Raw genomic sequence first — 16741 nt, forward strand, 5'->3', positions numbered from 1 at the left:
CTAAAGGTTCCCGCAGGGACGTCGTTAATCCGGATTCCAGCCACGAACCTGTCCGGAGCATGTCCGCCCAAGCCGACTGGCCTTGCGCACGCGCAACCGATGCGTGCTATACGCCGCCTGCCCTGATGCCCAGGGCACTGCGAGGCGTGCTTTGTTTCCTGCTGTGTCTGGTCGCTGCAAGCTTCGCATGTGTGGCTACAGCGCGCGCGGCGGATCTGCCTTCCATCGCACTGCACTATGGCAAGCAAGCGCCGCTGGCTTCGCTCAAGGCGTTCGACATTGCGGTGGTCGAGCCCGATCACGGCTTCGATCCGATCGCCTACCGGGCTGGCAAGGCAGACGGTACCGGCAGCGAACTGTTCGCCTATGTCAGCGTCGGCGAAGTGCATCCGTCGCGCGGCTACGCCTCGCGTATTCCCGCAGCATGGCGCATTGGCAGCAACACCGACTGGCAGTCCATCGTGATCGATCAGGCGCAGCCGGACTGGCCGGCCTTCTTCGCCGAACAGGTCATTGCACCGCTGTGGGCGCGCGGCTACCGCGGCTTTTTTCTCGACACGCTCGATTCCTACTACCTGGTGAAAACCGCAGACGTTGCGGCGCAGCAGGCCGGACTGGTGGCGGTGATCCGCACGATGCGAGCACGCTTTCCGGGCATCCGTCTCATCATGAACCGCGGCTTTGAACTGATGCCCGCGCTGCAGGGCGAGGTGTTTGCGGTGGCCGCCGAATCGCTGTACCGCGGCTGGGACGCGAAGAAGAAGCGCTATGTCGAGGTGTCGCAGGCGGATCGCGACTGGCTGCTTGGCCAACTCGTTGCGGCACGCGAGCAGCACGGCGCCGCAGTGCTGGCGATCGACTACGTCGCGCCGACAGACCGCGCGCTGGCGCGCGACACGGCAAAACGCATCCTGTCGCACGGCATCGTGCCCTACGTGACCGATGCCGCGCTCGAAACCACCGGAGTCGGCCTGATCGAAGTGCTGCCGCGCAAGGTGATGTTCCTCTACAACAGCCGTGAGTCGTCGCGCATCAATTCGTCGAATGCGCACCGTTACGCTGAAATGCCGGTCAATCATCTGGGCTATGTGGCCGAGTATGTCGACGTCAACGGCAGCCTGCCGGACGTGGTGTCCGCCGGCGACTACGCTGGCGTCGTCGCCTGGTTCGATGGCTACGTGGCGCCGGATCGTACCGGCGCGCTGGCGAACTGGCTGGCCGCGCGCATCGCCGAAGGTACGCGGGTTGCGATGTTCGGCAGTTTCGGGTTCCAGCCGGCAGGCAGCTTCGTCCGCGCCGCGGGGCTCGAAGACGCCGGACCGCCGAAAGGGGCGCTGAAGGTCGTCACCGCCGATGCGTTGATCGGCTACGAGTCGCCGGCGCTGCCGGAGCGACGGGGCGTCGAGGCGATACGGGTGTCGGCGCCCGGGGCACGGGCGCTGCTGCGCCTGTCGGACGCAAACGGTACGCACTACGACGCGGCGGCCTTCACCGCGTGGGGCGGCTATGTGCTGAATCCCTTCGTTGTGCGCGTGCTGCCGGGCGAGGACGAGCAGTCGCGCTGGATCGTCGAACCCTTCGCCTTCATCCGCCAGGCGCTGGCGCTACCCGCGTTGCCGGTCGCCGACACCACGACGGCCGCCGGCCGCCGCATGTTCTTCGCGCACATCGACGGCGATGGTTTTCCGTCGCGTGCCGAAATGCCGGGCCGCCGTCTGGCTGCTGAAGTGCTGCTCGACGAGGTGCTCAAGCGCTACGCCGTGCCGCATGCGATGTCGGTGATCGAGGTCGAAACCAGCCCGCAGGGCGCGTATCCGAAAGAGTCGCCGCTGATGGAAGAGGTGGCGCGCCGCATGTTCGCGTTGCCGCATGTCGAAATTGCATCGCACAGCTATACGCATCCCTTCTTCTGGGACAGCGTGGAACGCGGCGAAGTGCGCGAGTCGCTGCAGGGCTATTCGCTGGCACCCAAGGGCTATGTGCCGAGCCTGCAGCGCGAAATACTGGGTTCGAGCGAATACATCCGCAGCCGTCTGGCACCGCCCGGCAAACCAGTCGGGCTGATGTTGTGGACCGGCGATGCGTCGCCGACCGAAGCTGCGCTGGACATCGTCGACGCGGCAGGCATGGTGCAGATGAACGGCGGCTACACGGTGGCTACCCGCAACTACGCCAGTCTTGCCGCGGTGTCCGCGCTGGGGTCTTGGCAGGGCCGGCGCTTCCATGTGCATGCGCCGATCATGAACGAAAACGTCTACACGAACTTGTGGACCGGCCCGTTCTACGGCTTCGAACGCGTCATCGAAACCTTCGACTACACCGGCGCACCGCGCCGGCTGAAGCCGATCAACATCTACTACCACACGTATTCGGCCAGCAAGCGGGCGGCGCTCGACGCGCTGCACAAGGTGTATCGCCATGCGCTTGCGCAGGACGTTCACCCGGTCTTTCCGAGCGAGTACGTGCGCATCGCGATGAACTTCAACGATCTGGTGCTGGCGCGCTCGCTGGACGGCCAGCGTTACCTGGTGCGCAATGCGTCGCATCTGCGCACGCTGCGCCTGCCGACCGAACTGGGTTATCCGGATCTCGCCGCAGCGTCTGGTGTGGCCGGTTACACCGCCGGGCCGGAAGGCCGCTATCTGCATCTGGCCGCCGATCAGGCGAGCTTCGGCCTGCTGCCGACGGCGCCAGCGGCACCCGCGCTGTCGAGCAGCAACGGGCGTATCGCCGCCATGACGCGCGACGGCGACCGGCTGGTGCTGGACCTGCGCGCCCACGTTCCGCTTGAATTCGTGCTCGCGAACATCGACCACTGCACCGCCAGCGCCGATGGCAAGGCGCTCAAGCCCTACCGTCGCGACGCAGCACTTTCACACTTCAGACTGACCGCGCATGCTGCGACGATCGAGTTACGCTGCCGCCTCGCTTGAGCGGCCGCGGCTGGTCGCGCCGCATGTGCTGCTGGGCATCGCGCTGCTGGTGGCGCTGTTGCTGGTCGTGCTCTATCCGTATCGCGAGCTGGTGCAATACACGCTGAACGCGACCCGCGGCGACACGCTGACCATCGCCTATCTGCGCAATCTGTTGCGCACCGACCCGGACAATCCCGAACTGCGCCTGGCGCTGGTGCGACAGGCGCTGGCACGGCGCGACTACGACGGTGCGCGCTTCGCGCTCGCGCCGCTGCTGTCCGCTACGCCAGCCGGCGCCGCTGGCACCGAAGCGCGCTGGGTCGAATGGACGGTGTTCGAAAGCGAGCTGCTGGCCAGCCTGCCCGGATCTGCACGGCGCGCCGAACTCGAGGCGACCCTGCCCGAAAAGCTGCGCCGCACCGTGCTGATCGACGGCCTGACCGACCAGAACCGCATGGCGCTGGTCGAACGTGCGCTGTCCTGGGGGCAGGCGGTGCTGGCGCTGGAATTGCTGTCGGGCTTCACGCGCGAAGGGGCGCGCCCCGACGCGCGCATCTATCGCGAGGCGGCGAAGGAATTGCTGGGTCACGGCGAATACCAGAACGCCGCGAAAATCCTGCTGTTGCTGCGTGCCGCCGAACCTGATGCCGCAAACCGCCGCCAGCTCTACCTGCAGGCCATCCGCATCCTGCAGTCGGGCAACTTGCTGGCGCTGGCGCTCGAAACGGCCGAACGCGAACTGGGCGAACTGTCGGGCGACACCGAAGTGCTGTACTACCTGGTCACGCTGGCGCGCGCCGCCAACCGTCCCGACGCGGCAGCGCGCTTTGCGCGCGCCATGCTGAAGCTGTCGCTGCAGCAGCAACTGCGCCGCACGCTGCTGGCGCAGTCCGGCTTCGATGCCCAGCCCTGGCGGGTGGCGACGAATGGCGTGCCCGATCTGCCATTCGATGACCGTATCTACACGCTCGGTTTCGAAGCCTTTCTCGGCAACCGCCAGCTCGACGACGCACAGCGCGTCGCCGCATCGGCGGTGCGCCAGGCGCCCGACAGCATGATCTGGCGCGAGCGCCTGGCCACGTCGTCCGAGTGGGCCGGCAAGCCGCAGGAAGGGCTGGACCAGTGGCTGGTCATCGCCCGGCGCACCGGTCGCGAAGACGCGTGGGACGCAGTGCTCAGGCTGGCGCCCGGTCTGCTCGACGACGAAGCGCTGCTGGCCGGCCTGCGTCACCGCATTGCGCGCCAACCCGGCGACAGCCGCCTGCTGAGCGCCATCATCGCCACCTATGAACGGCTCGGCAAACCGCGCGAGGGCATCGAATTCCTGCAGGGCGTGGCCGGTGCAAACCCGCCGCTGCCGGTGCTGGTTGCGCTGGCCGATCTGGCCGAACGCGCAGCCGACATCGATCTCGCACTGGCCACGCTGGCACGCATCGATGCCACCGCCACGCCGGATGTGCGTCGCACATCGCGCCGCGCGGCGCTGCTGATTTCGCGCAACCGCTTCGATGAAGCGATGGCCGCGCTCGAAGCGGCCCGCCCGGCGGCGACCGACGCAGATCGCGATTACTGGCGGCTGTATTCGTCGCTGGCACAGCTACTGCAGGACGACGACCGGGCGCGCGATGCGCTGGCCCGCATCACGCGCTTCGACGATGTCGAGGTGTCCGAACTGCAGGATCTGGTCGAACTGCTGCTGGATGTCGCACCGCTGCAGGCGGCGCGCGAGGCTGAGCGCGGCTGGCGCCACTACGGCGATCGAACGTGGCTGATGCGCACGCTGGATCTGTATGTGTTCACCGGCCGGTCGCAGGACATCGGCCGCATCATCGGTGAGCTGTCGGACGCCCAGCGGCGTGATGCCGAACAGCTTCCGCTGTTCCTGCAGATCCGTGCGCGCTGGCATCAGGCCGCCGGCCGCAAGGCACAGGCGCTGGACGATTTCAGCGCCGCGCTGGCCATCGACCCGGGCTCGGTCGACGTGCGCTCGGCGCTGCTGTGGCTGTTCATCGATGGCAACGACACGCTGGCGCTGCGCGAACTGCTGGCGCGCCACGAACAGGCGTGGGCGCGCGAGCCCTTGCTGCATGACGCGCTGGCTGCGTCCTGGCAGGCGCTGTCGCGCCCGCAGACTGCGCTCGAACGCTATCTGCTGCCGCGCATCGGCGCGCAGCGCGGCGACTTCCTCTGGATGATGAACGTTGCCGATGCACTGGAACAGAATCAGGAAACGGAGCGCGCCTGGCGGCTGCGCGAACAGCTGTGGCGCGCCGAGCGGCCGAAGTTGCGGGTGCTCGCCGCCGACGACATCGCGCAGTTGCAGCGACTGGCGCGCGTGCGCCTGGCGCGCGCGCAGCAGCCGGGCGACGCATCGCATGCGCTGCTGCGCGAGGTGCTGCGGCTCGATCGCGCGCCCGACGGCGAATGGCTGCCCGCGGCGAAGGAACTGGCGCTGTCCTGGTTCATCGATCACGGCGAGTACGAGGCGGTGCGCGGCTTTCTGTGGCACCAGTACGGTCGCGCGCTGAACCGTCCACTGTGGGCCGACATCACGGCCGCGCTCGGTCAGGGCGACGTCGCGGCGGTCGGCGCGCTGCTCGAGCAGTGGGACGAACGCCTGCCGCGCTACGACCGCGTCAACAGCGCGCGTATGGTCGGCGACGTGCGGCGTGCCCAGACGGCCGCCTTCGAAACGATGGACGCACAGCGCGACGACGCGCCGCTGCACCTGCAACTGAGCGACGCGCTGCTCGATTACGCCGACCGCTTCGACCTTGACATCGCACAGCGGGAACTGGCCGGCATCGACGAGCGCCAGCAGTCGGCCACGCTCGACATCGGTGTCGCGCCCGACCTGCGGTTCAGCGTCGAGTTCGGTTCGATCACGCGCGGCCGCGGCGACAACGTCGATTTCTCGGCGGTGCCGGACGAACGCGAATACCTGCTCGGACGGCTGGCCTGGGCGCACGACGACGGCGTGACCCGCATCACCGTCGGTCAGCGCGACGGCTTCGAAACGATTCATCCGTTCGCCATTGAGCGTGAACAACGCATCGACCGGCGCCTGTCCGGATCGCTGGGCATCGGCCTGAACATGCCGGCCACCGAAAACCTCGGGCTGCGCGTCGCCGGCATGCGCGATCAGGTCGAACTTCGCGGCACCTACCGGGTGTCGCGTTACGACCGCATCGGTCTGCAACTGTCGCGCTACCGCTACCAGGCGCAGAACGATCTCGACATCGGCCGCGGCCGTCTGTGGCTGGCGGAATACGTGCACTCGATCCGCACCGAACTGCCCGACCTCGAAGTCAGCGCCTATGTGGCGGGTTACCGCTTCAACCCGTCCGACATTGATCTTGCCGATGCGCGTGCCGTAGATATCAAGAACCGGCTGTTCTTCGCCAGTGCGTCTGACGCCACCGCGCTGCGGCCGCAAAGCTTCGACCTGCACGGCGTGCGCCTCACCCACAACGTGCGGCTGGTGCGCGACTACACCAAGGCGCTGCGGCCCTTCGGATCGGTCGGCGTGCTCAACAACAGCGTGTCGGGTGCCGGTTACGACGTGGCCCTCGGGCTGGCGGGCAGCGTGCTCGGCACCGACCATTTTTCGCTGTCCTGGCGACAGAACAAGGGCGGTGGCGGGCTGTTCGCGCGCACCACCGAATTTTCGCTTCACTACCGGCTGTTCTTCTGAAAGCCGTCATTTTTCGTACAGGGAGACACACCATGACCCGCCTGATCCACCGCACTCTCGGCCTGCTGGCCGCCGTCACGCTGCTCGGCGGCTGCGCCGTCATCGACCACTCGCCGCCGTCCGGCGCCGACAAGAGCGCCGCCTGGGTGGTGCTGCCATTCGCCAACGCGACCGAAACGCCGTTCGCCGGCCAGCGCGCCGAAAGCGTCACTGAAGGTCTGCTGCGTGCGCTCGGCGTGGCCAACCTGAAGCGCTACCCGGTGAGCCTGCAGAACGACAACCTGTTCGAATCCGGCAAGCCGAAGGACGCCGACAAGGCGATGGACTGGGCGAAGGAGCAGGGCGCGCGCTACGCGGTCAGCGGTACCGTCGACGAGTGGCGCTACAAGGTCGGCGTCGATGGCGAACCGGCGGTCGGCGTGGCGCTGCAGATTGTCGAGGTCGACGGCGGCAAGGTGGTGTGGAGCGGCGTCGGCGGCAAGAGCGGCTGGAGCCGTGAATCCTTGTCCGGCGTGGCGCAGGAACTGATCAAGTCGCTGCTCGTGCCGGCCCTGAAATAAATGAATCCGCGCGCGCCCGGCGAAAAGCCGGTCATCCGCCGGGTTGATGAGCCGCTGGTTCGGCGCATCATCGAACGCTTCACGCCGACCGGCTCCGGGGCCGGCGCATCGGCGCTGACCGAAACCCTGGTGCTGCCGGTGCTGGCACTCGCACTGGCGTTCTGGCTGAATCCGCTCGACCCCTTCTTCCTGCGTTCGCAGTTCGCGTGGGTGTGGCTGGGCCCGGTGCTGGTGGCGTTGCGCTACGGGCCGATACCGGGTCTGGCTGGCAGCGCCATCGTATTCGGGGCCTGGTTCGTGTTCGCCGAGCTGGGCGTGGCGCTGGGCGAACTGCCCAAGCTTTACTTTCTGGGCTGGCTGATCACTGTAATGATCTGCGGCGAGTTCTCTTCGCTGTGGCGTGGTCGCGTGCGGCGGGCCGAAAGCGTGCAGGCCTATCTCGAACAGCGGCTCGAATACCTGACGCACCAGCACTATCTGCTGCGCCTGTCGCATGACCGGCTGGAGCAGGACCTCATTTCGCGCCCGGTGTCGATGCGCGATGCGCTGGTCAGCCTGCGCGGTCTGGCGTCGGCACCGGCGGCAGCGGGGACCTTGCTGCCCGGTGCGGCCGAGCTGCTGCGGCTGGTGTCCCAGTACTGCCAGATCGAGCGCGCCGCCTTGTTGCAGGTCGATCAGAACGGCCATGCGGACGGCACCGCGCCGGTTCATCTGGGCGCGCCGTTCGACATCGACATGGCGGATCCGTTGATCGGCTTTGCCTGCGAACGGCGCCGCCTTGCTCACATTGCACTCGACGGGGAACGCGCACTCAGCGGCTCGCGCTACCTGGTCGTCGCGCCGCTGACCGACATGGGTGGCGACATGCGCGCGTTGCTGGTGGTCGACGGCATGCCCTTCTTTGCGCTGCATGACGAAACGCTGCAGATGCTCAACCTGCTGCTCGGCTATTACGCCGACGGCCTGTCGGCGAGCGAACTGGCGGCACCGATCCGCGCGGTGTACCCCGACTGCCCGCCGGATTTCGCCTTCGAACTGGCGCGCATGTGGCGCGTGCGGGTCGAATCCGGCGTGGCCAGCGCGCTGGTCACGCTCGATTTTCCGGCCGCTGCGCCGGAAGACGATCTGGCGCTGCAGATCAGCCGCATCCAGCGCTCCCTCGATGTGGTCTGGCTGGTGCGCAGCGCTGCCGGTTCGCAGCTGATCACGCTGATGCCGCTTGCCGGCAGCGCAGCGGTCGAAGGCTATCTCGCACGCATCGATGCATGGCTGGCGCAGCACCGCAGTGGCGGACTGGATGCCAGCGGCGTCGGCAGCCGCATCAATCTGATCGATACGATCGAACCTCTGACGCTGCTGGAACGCCTGCTGAAAGGTCGCCATGGGCGCTAGCAAATTCGGCCTGATGGCCCTGCTGACCGAGCTGGGCGCCCTGCAGGCGCTGCTTGTGATCGAGCACGCCGATCAGGCATTGCTGGCCTACCTGGCCATTCACGCGCCGGCCAGCGGCCTGCTTGCGCTGGCCGTCTACCTGCTGATTCCGGCGCGCCAGTCGAGACCGCGCGCCAGCGTGCTGGCGCTGCTGTTCAGCTGCATCTTCTTCGTGCCGCTGCTCGGTTTCGTCGGTGTGGTCATCGGTGCGCTGCTGCGCCACCTGCTGCCGCGGCTGCGTGCGCCGCAGCGTTTCACCGCGGTGCGCCTGCCCGATCTCGATACGCACGAAAGCAGCGAAAAGTCGTCTGCGGGATTCCGCCAGGCCGGCGTGCGCCAGTTCCTGAAGAACGAACGTGCGCCGGTGCCGCAGCGCCTGCGCGCCATGGTGGCGCTGTCGCACGCGCCGTCGCGCATCGGCTCGCCGGTACTGCGCGAACTGCTGGGCGACGCCGAAGACGACCTGCGCCTGCTCGCCTACGGCTTGCTCGACGGGCGCGAAAAGCAGCTCAACGCCTCCATCCACGAAGCGCGCCAGCGCCTCGCGGCCAGCGGCGACGTCGCGGAACGCAGCACGGTCGCGCATCAGCTCGCCGCGCTTTACTGGGAACTCATTTATCAGGGTCTGGTGCAGGGCGACCTGCTTGATTACGCGGTCGGCGAAGCACTGCGCCACACCGAAACGGCGCTGCAGGGGCTGACCGACGATCCGGCGCTGCACCTGCAGCACGGCCGGCTGCTGCAACAGTTGCAACGCTTCGACGAAGCCGATGCCGCCTATCGGCGCGCGCGCGAGCTGGGCCTGCCGGCGTCGCGCGTGGTGCCCTATCTGGCCGAGCTGGCGTTCGCCCGGCGTGACTACGCGCGGGTGAAAAGCCTGCTGGCAAGCATGCAGGACTGGGAGGGCCTTTCGCGCCTGCAGCCGGTACTGCGATTCTGGGGGCACGCATGACAGGCCTGACAAAACCCGCGAGCGTCGATGTGGCGCTGTTGCTCGAAGGCACGTTTCCGTACGTATCGGGCGGCGTGTCGAGCTGGGTGAACCAGATCATCCGCGCCTTCCCCGACCTCACGTTCGCCGTCGTGTTCATCGGCAGCCGGCGCAGCGATTACGGCGACATGCGCTACACGCTGCCGGACAACGTGAAGCACATCGAAACCCACTACCTGCACGACGACCTGGGCAGCGCCAGCGCACACGACCGCAAGACCGGCATGGCGGGCGACACCGAAGGTTTCGCCCGCATGGCGGCCCTGCACGACGCCTTCCGCAGCGGTGGCGACGCGCTCGACCTGTTCGGCGCGGCATGCCGGGAAATCAGTCCGGGCGGGCGGGTAAGCCTCGACGACTTTCTGCGCAGCGAAGCGTCGTGGGACATCGTGACCGACCGCTACCGCAAGTACTGCAGCGACCCCAGCTTCGTCGACTATTTCTGGACCGTGCGCATCATGCACCAGCCGCTGTGGCAGCTCGCGCGCGTTGCGCACGGACTGATTCCGGCCAGGGTGTATCACAGCGTGTCGACCGGATACGCCGGTTTCCTCGGCGCCATGCTGGCGCAATCGACCGGCCGGCCGCTCGTGCTGTCGGAGCACGGCATCTACACCAAGGAACGCAAGATCGACCTGTACCAGAACGAGTGGATACGCGACAACCGCAACGTGTTCCAGAAGGATTCCTCCGAACTGAGCTATTTCCGCCAGTTGTGGATACGCTTTTTCGAATGGCTGGGCCGGCTGACGTATGGCGCGGCCGACCCCATCATCGCGCTGTATGAAATCAACCGCCTGCGCCAGGTCGCCGACGGAGCCGATGCGGCGCGCACGCGCAACATTCCGAATGGCGTGGCGATCCACAAGCTGGCGCCGCTGCGCGAACAGCGGCCGGAAAGCGTGCCGCCGGTGCTGTGCCTGATCGGCCGCGTGGTGCCGATCAAGGACATCAAGACCTTCATCCGCGCGATGCGTCGCGTGGTGAATCGCATGCCCGAGGCACAGGGCTGGATCGCTGGGCCGGCCGAAGAAGATCCGGCCTATGCCGAAGAGTGCCGCAATCTGGTCGACAGTCTGGGCCTGACGGAGAACGTGCGCTTTCTCGGCATGCAGAAGATCGACGAATTGATGCCGAAGATCGGCCTGGTCGTGCTGTCGTCGATTTCCGAGGCGCTGCCGCTGGTGCTGCTGGAAGGCTTTGCGGCGGGCGTACCGGCGGTGTCGACCGATGTCGGTTCATGCCGGCAACTGATGTACGGTTTGGGCGAGGAAGACGAGGCGCTCGGTGCGGCCGGTCGCGTGGTCGGCATCGCCGACCCGCAGGCGCTGGCCGATGCGGCGCTCGAACTGCTCGGCGATCCGGTCGCCTGGGTGTCCGCGCAGCAGGCCGGCATCGCGCGCGTCGAACGCTATTACAGCGACACGCAGATGTTCGACCGCTACCGCGAGGTCTATACGCAGGCGCTGGCGCGCGAGGGGCGCACCGGCGGTGGCTGCCCGTTCGGGCATGGAGCGCGCTGATGGCCGGCATCGGTTTCGAACTGCGCAAACTGCTGAAGAAGGACAGCCTGCTCGGGCTGGCGCAGGCTTACAGCTACGCCGGGGTGATCGGGTCCGGACCGTGGGTGCTGTCCATCGTCGGCATCCTGATGGTCGGCCTGCTGTCGCGTGCCGTCGTGGTGCCCGAATTCCTGGTCACGCAGTTCCAGGTGTCGGTGACCTATCTCATCGCCACCTCGCTCATCCTGACCGGCCTCGTGCAGCTGGCGTTCACCCGTTTCGTGTCGGACCGCCTGTTCGAGAAGCGCGACGACATCATCATGTCGAACTTCAACGGTTTGCTGCTGTGGGTGATCGCGCTGGCCGGCATCATCGGGCTGGTGCTGGCGTTCACGCTGTTTTCCGGCCTGTCGGTCGCCTACCGGCTGCTGATGCTGTCGGGCTTCGTGCTGCTGTGCGGCATCTGGGTCGCCACGATCTTCCTGTCCGGGCTGAAGATGTACCGCGCCATCCTGCTGCTGTACGCACTGGGTTACGCGATCACCGTCACGGCTGCGCTGCTGGCCCGGCCGTGGGGGCTGGAAGGCCTGCTCGGCGGCTTCGTGCTGGGTCACTTCGTGTTGCTGGTCGGCATGTGGATCATGACGTCGTGGCACTACCGCTCGGCGGTCACCATTTCGTACGAGTTCGCCGACCGCAGTACGCGCTATCCGACGCTGATGGCGATCGGCCTGCTGTACAACCTCGGCGTGTGGGCCGACAAGTTCATGTTCTGGAGCTGGCCGGAAACGTCGGACGCCATCATCGGGCCGCTGCGCGCCTCGGTCATCTACGATCTACCGGTGTTCATGGCCTACCTGTCGATCATCCCCGGCATGGCGGTGTTCCTGGTGCGCATCGAAACCGACTTCGTCGAGTACTACGACCGGTTCTTCGACGCGGTGCGTGCCGGCGGATCGCTCGAATACATCGAGGACATGCGCGACGAAATGGTCTATTCGATCCGCCAAGGCCTGGCCGAAATCGGCAAGATCCAGACGCTGGCCATGCTGGCCGCCATCGTGGCCGGCCCGGCCGTATTCGCGCTGCTGGAGATTTCCGAGCTGTATCTGCCGCTGCTGTACATCCAGACGCTGGCGGCCAGTCTGCAGGTCGGCCTGCTGGCGCTGCTGAACGTGTTCTTCTATCTGGACCAGCGCCGGCTCATTCTCGGCCTGTGCGCCTTCTTCTGCGTGTCGAACATCGTGTTCACCGCGCTGTTTTTCAAGCTGGGCGCCAGCTTCTACGGCTATGGCTACGCCCTGTCGGTGCTGCTGACGTTGCTGTTCGGGCTGTATGCGCTGGACCGCAAGCTCGCCCGGCTGGAATACGAAACCTTCATGCTGCAGTGATCGCAGGACCGGACATCGGGCCTGAAAATCAGGCCTGACGTCGTCCGTCCTGCTCGGCCAGAGATCCGCCGCGCGTCAGGTCGGGCGCTGCGGTCGAAATCGCCCGCAGCGCGTCCGAGGCGTCGGATTGCATGTCGCTGGCGTCGCACAGCGTCGTGATCAGCAGACGGCCAGCCGTCTGCTGCGCCTCGCCCTGCATGCTGATGGCCGGCAGATCGCTGGCGTCGCGTCCGGTGCCGATGCGGATCAGACGGCCGATCGGCGCCGTGCCGGCCGGATCGAACAGATACCAGCGATCTCCCAGAAACACCTCGATGCAGCAGTGCAGACCGGACAGCCCTTGTCCCGAACTGCTGCCCGGACCGGTCACGCTGACCAGCCGCGCCGGAATGTAGAGCGCGCGGCACAGCGCAATTGCCAGATGGGCAAAGTGTTCGCTTGCGCCGCTCTTGTCCAGCAGGGTGTCCATGACCGACTTGTCGGCGCCGGTCTGGGCCGGATCGAAGCACGTGCGGTCACGTACGCACTCGCACAGCGTGGCCACGCGCCCGAAGCCGGGTTTGATGCGGCCGAAGGTGCGAAAGGCCAGACGGACCAGCGGCTCGGTCTGGCAGAACGGGCTTTCGTGCAGGAAGGGCAGTACGTCGAAAGGCAGTTCGGCGACGCCGATTTCGGCCAGCGTGGTCGGGTCGGCCACGTGATGGGTGGTCAGCACGCGCGCCGAATAGTCGATTTCAAGTGGGCCGGGCGGCGCCTGCACGTGCAGTACGCGCTGGCCGAGGCGGCCATTGACGATGCGGCTGCGGGCGCCGAGCGACGACACCAGCGACTCGCCGCTCACCCTTTGCTGCGGAGTGGCGGCGGGCAGGATGCGCAGCGCCAGGCTGCCCGCGGTGCCGACGTCGTAACGCAGTGAAACAGTGACGTTCATCCTGGGCATGGGTACGGCTCCGGTATCGAATTGATGCGACCGGCCGGATGCTAGACGTGCAGGGTGCCCACGGCTGTAGGACGGGGACTACCTGCTTGCGGGCGGGGGTGCGGATCGAAAATCTCCCGGACAGGGCCTGTTCCCAATTCAGAACCGGATGGGAAATGCGATCAGGAAACGGATCAGATCCGGTTCAATACAGCGGCCGCTGCAGTTCGTTCCGCAGGATGCGATAGAGCGACATGCGTCCGGGGGCGACGTTGTCGCGCAGGGCGCAGTCGGGCTCGCGGTCATGCGCGCAATCGCGGAAGCGGCACTTGCCGAGCCAGGGACGGAAGTCGACGAAGGCGTATTCCAGCGCCGGCACGTCGAGGTGCGACAGGCCGAATTCCTGCAGGCCGGGGCTGTCGATCAGTTCGCCGCCGCCCGGCAGTTCGTACAGGCGGGCGTAGGTCGTGGTGTGCTTGCCGGAATCGAGCGCAGCCGATATCTCGCGCGTCGCCGCCGCGGCACCGGGGATCAGCGCGTTGACCAGCGTCGACTTGCCCATGCCGGACTGGCCGATGAACACGTTCAGCCGGCCCTTCAGATGGCTGGCAAGCAGCGACACGTCCTGCTTCGCCGACAGCTCGAGCACCGTGTAACCCATGGCGGCGAAGCCGGCGAGTTGCGCACGGGCGCCCGCGAGGCCCTCGGCAAGGTCGCACTTGTTGAGCACGATCAGCCCGTCGACGTCCTGCGCACCGATCGCAATGAGGATGCGCGCCACCAGGTCGGCGTTGAAGCCGGGTTCGGTCGCGGTGACGATCACCACCTGGTCAACGTTGGCGGCGACCGTCTTCTGCTTGAAGGCATCCTTGCGGTAAAGCAGGCTGCGCCGTTCGTGAATGCGTTCGATGCGCGCCTGATCCGCCTGCAGCGACAGCTCGACCCGGTCACCGCAGGCGACTTCGGAACGTTTGCCGCGCGGAAAGGCCTGCAGCACCTGTCCGTCGTCGAGCCGCACCATATAGTGCCGGCCGTGCGCCGACACGACGCGACCTGGAACGGTGTTCAAAGGTCGCGCATCGCTTCGATGCGGGCGGCGCAGATCAGGTCATTGATCGATACGCCGCGCACGCTGTGCGTCGTGAACACCACGCGCACCCGGTTGAAGCCGAACATGATGTCCGGGTGATGATCTTCGGCTGCCGCCAGTTCCGCCACCTGGTTCACGAACCCGATCACCTGCCCGTAATCGGCGAACTGGAAGTCCTTGGAAATGTGGTTGTCCGCCTCAATCCAGCCCGGCACGCCGCGCAGGTGGGTGGCAAGCGTGTCGCCGGTCAGTCGTTTGTGCGCGCCCTTCTGCGGCGTGCAGTGCTGTTGTGCAAGTTCGTGTGCGTCCATGAGTTCCTGAGGGGTCAGAGCGTCTGCAATTTCGCCACGCGCAATGCGGCGGGCGGGTGCGAATCATAGAAGCTGGAATACAGCGGATCGGGCGTAAGCGTCGAGGCGTTGTCGCGGTACAGCTTCACCAGCGCCGACACCAGCCAGCCGGAACGCGTCTGCGCCGCGGCGTAGGCGTCAGCTTCGAATTCATGCTTGCGCGACATCAGCGACATGATGGGCGACAGCGGGAAGGAGAACACCGGCATCACCAGCGCGAACAGCATCAGTGCGATCACGTTGCCCTCGCTGGTCACCCCCAGTTGCGCGTAGAACCACGACTGATCGATCAGCCAGCCAAGCAGGGCGAAGAAGGCCAGACTGCCGCCGCCGATCAGCGCCACCCGCTTCCAGATGTGGTGATGCTTGTAGTGGCCCAGTTCGTGCGCCAGCACGGCTTCGATCTCGTCGCCGCCGAGCCGGTTGAGCAAGGTGTCGAAGAACACGATGCGCTTGCCCTTGCCGAAGCCGGTGAAGTAGGCGTTGCCGTGCGCCGAGCGGCGCGAGCCATCCATGACGAACAGGCCGTCGGCGCGAAAACCGCAGCGCTCGAGCAGGCCTTCGATGCGGCTGCGCAGCTCACCGTCGGGCATCGGCTCGAACTTGTTGAACAGCGGCGCGATCAGCGTCGGGTACAGCAACATCGCGGCCAGGCTGAACGCCAGCCAGAACGCCCAGGCGTACACCCACCAGGCACTGCCCAGGCTGTCCATGATCCACAGTACCGCGGCCAGCACCGGCGCGCCGATGGCGGCCGCCACCAGGCCGTGCTTGATCAGGTCGCCGAAGAACATGGCGGGCGTCATCTTGTTGAAGCCGAAGCGCGCTTCGATGACGAAGGTGCGGTACAGCGTGAACGGCAGGTCGATCACACCGGACGCCAGGGTCAGCAGGCCGACGAACACCAGGTCGCGCAGCAGGCCCTCGCCAGCAAGGCTTCCGGCAAGGTCGTAGAACCACTGCAGCCCGCCGCCCAGCGTCAGCACCAGCAGCCACAGTGCGCTCACCACCACGTCCGCGCGGGCAAGGCTCACGCGCGCCATCGTGTAGTCGGCTGCTTTCTGGTGGGCGTCCAGCGGAATGCTGTCGCGGAAGGCCTGCGGCACTTCGGCGCGGTGCGCCGCGATGTGCGCGCGGTGGCGGGTCGCGAGCCACAGGCGCACGCCGGTGGTCAGCACGAGTGCAAGGATGAAGATTTCGGTCAGCATGATGGAGAGCCTCGGGTGGATGCGGTTCCTGTCCGGCCGAGTCTTTGTTTAGACTCAGTCCAGGCCACGTGAGTGTGACAAAATCAGGCCGATCCGCGTTCGGACGAACGCATTAATCCCGCTTGGAAATTTTCTCGATTATGGCACAGGACCCCACCTACCTCGTCTGGCTGGACATGGAAATGACCGGTCTCTATCCGGACAGCGACCGCGTCATCGAACTGGCCTGCGTGGTCACCGACGCGCATCTGGAAGTGGTCGCCGAAGGGCCGGTGATCGTCGTGCACCAGTCGGACGAGGTGCTCGCCGGCATGGACAAATGGAATACCAGCACGCACGGCAAGTCGGGCCTGACCGAGCGCGTGCGCGCCTCGACCGTTACGGAAGCCGCCGCCGAAACCGACATGATCGCGTTTCTGAGCCAGTACCTGCCCGAGCGCACCAGCCCGATCTGCGGCAACTCGATCTGCCAGGACCGCCGCTTCCTCGCCCGCCACATGCCGCAGCTCGAAGCCTGGTTCCACTACCGCAATCTCGATGTGTCAGCGCTGAAGGAGCTGTGCAAGCGCTGGCGGCCCGAGCTCGCGGCGCAGTTCAAGAAGGCGCAGCGGCACGAGGCGCTGGCCGACATTTACGAATCGATCGACGAACTGAAGTTCTACCGCGAACACTTCCTGCGCATGGAGTGAG

At 66.5% G+C, this 16741-nt stretch carries 12 protein-coding genes; 8 read left to right on the top strand and 4 right to left on the bottom strand.

From position 1 onward, the window contains the following. Positions 1 to 191: 191 nt before the first annotated feature. From Q8R75_RS09925 to pelG, 7 genes are read left to right on the top strand one after another with little or no spacing between them, the layout of a single operon-like run. Positions 192 to 2933 (top strand): bifunctional glycoside hydrolase 114/ polysaccharide deacetylase family protein, encoded by a 2742-nt coding sequence (locus tag Q8R75_RS09925; protein WP_305612843.1) that lies wholly within the window; start codon positions 192 to 194, stop codon positions 2931 to 2933. Continuing rightward, the gene (locus Q8R75_RS09930) at positions 2896 to 6609 is read left to right on the top strand and encodes a tetratricopeptide repeat protein (RefSeq protein WP_305612844.1); all 3714 of its coding nucleotides are present in this window, start codon (positions 2896 to 2898) and stop codon (positions 6607 to 6609) included. The genes Q8R75_RS09925 and Q8R75_RS09930 overlap by 38 nt, the downstream gene beginning before the upstream one ends. 32 nt (positions 6610 to 6641) lie before the next feature. Then, entirely contained in the window at positions 6642 to 7169 is a 528-nt protein-coding gene (locus Q8R75_RS09935; protein WP_305612846.1) for a penicillin-binding protein activator LpoB, read from the top strand. Continuing rightward, positions 7170 to 8561, top strand: coding sequence for a PelD GGDEF domain-containing protein (locus tag Q8R75_RS09940; RefSeq protein WP_305612847.1), 1392 nt, complete (start codon positions 7170 to 7172; stop codon positions 8559 to 8561). Further along, positions 8551 to 9552, top strand: coding sequence for a hypothetical protein (locus Q8R75_RS09945; RefSeq protein ID WP_305612849.1), 1002 nt, complete (start codon positions 8551 to 8553; stop codon positions 9550 to 9552). The genes Q8R75_RS09940 and Q8R75_RS09945 overlap by 11 nt, the downstream gene beginning before the upstream one ends. Then, positions 9549 to 11114: a GT4 family glycosyltransferase PelF gene (pelF, locus tag Q8R75_RS09950; protein WP_305612850.1), complete on the top strand. Its 1566-nt coding sequence runs from the start codon at positions 9549 to 9551 to the stop codon at positions 11112 to 11114. Before Q8R75_RS09945 ends, pelF begins: the two co-directional genes overlap by 4 nt. After that, positions 11114 to 12484 (top strand): exopolysaccharide Pel transporter PelG, encoded by a 1371-nt coding sequence (gene pelG, locus Q8R75_RS09955; protein WP_305612852.1) that lies wholly within the window; start codon positions 11114 to 11116, stop codon positions 12482 to 12484. Before pelF ends, pelG begins: the two co-directional genes overlap by 1 nt. A gap of 28 nt (positions 12485 to 12512) precedes the next feature. On the opposite strand, the gene Q8R75_RS09960 is transcribed toward pelG, so the two are convergent. From Q8R75_RS09960 to Q8R75_RS09975, 4 genes are all read right to left on the bottom strand, one after another. Beyond that, complete coding sequence (locus tag Q8R75_RS09960) at positions 12513 to 13424, bottom strand: transglutaminase family protein (RefSeq protein WP_305612854.1); 912 nt, start codon at positions 13422 to 13424, stop codon at positions 12513 to 12515. A 184-nt stretch (positions 13425 to 13608) separates the two neighbouring features. Beyond that, entirely contained in the window at positions 13609 to 14424 is an 816-nt protein-coding gene (gene rsgA, locus Q8R75_RS09965; protein ID WP_305612897.1) for a ribosome small subunit-dependent GTPase A, read from the bottom strand. A 44-nt stretch (positions 14425 to 14468) separates the two neighbouring features. Then, complete coding sequence (locus tag Q8R75_RS09970; RefSeq protein WP_305612856.1) at positions 14469 to 14804, bottom strand: 4a-hydroxytetrahydrobiopterin dehydratase; 336 nt, start codon at positions 14802 to 14804, stop codon at positions 14469 to 14471. Positions 14805 to 14818: 14 nt separating this feature from the next. Further along, a complete protein-coding gene (locus Q8R75_RS09975) occupies positions 14819 to 16051 on the bottom strand; it encodes a M48 family metallopeptidase (protein ID WP_305625990.1) in 1233 nt (410 codons plus the stop codon). A gap of 140 nt (positions 16052 to 16191) precedes the next feature. On the opposite strand from Q8R75_RS09975, the gene orn reads away from it, so the two are divergent. Next, on the top strand, positions 16192 to 16740 hold the full coding sequence (gene orn, locus Q8R75_RS09980) for an oligoribonuclease (RefSeq protein WP_305612859.1): 549 nt from the start codon (positions 16192 to 16194) through the stop codon (positions 16738 to 16740). Position 16741 lies beyond the last annotated feature (1 nt).

It is taken from the genome of Methyloversatilis sp. (assembly GCF_030696805.1).
In the GTDB taxonomy this organism is placed as follows: Bacteria; Pseudomonadota; Gammaproteobacteria; order Burkholderiales; family Rhodocyclaceae; genus Methyloversatilis.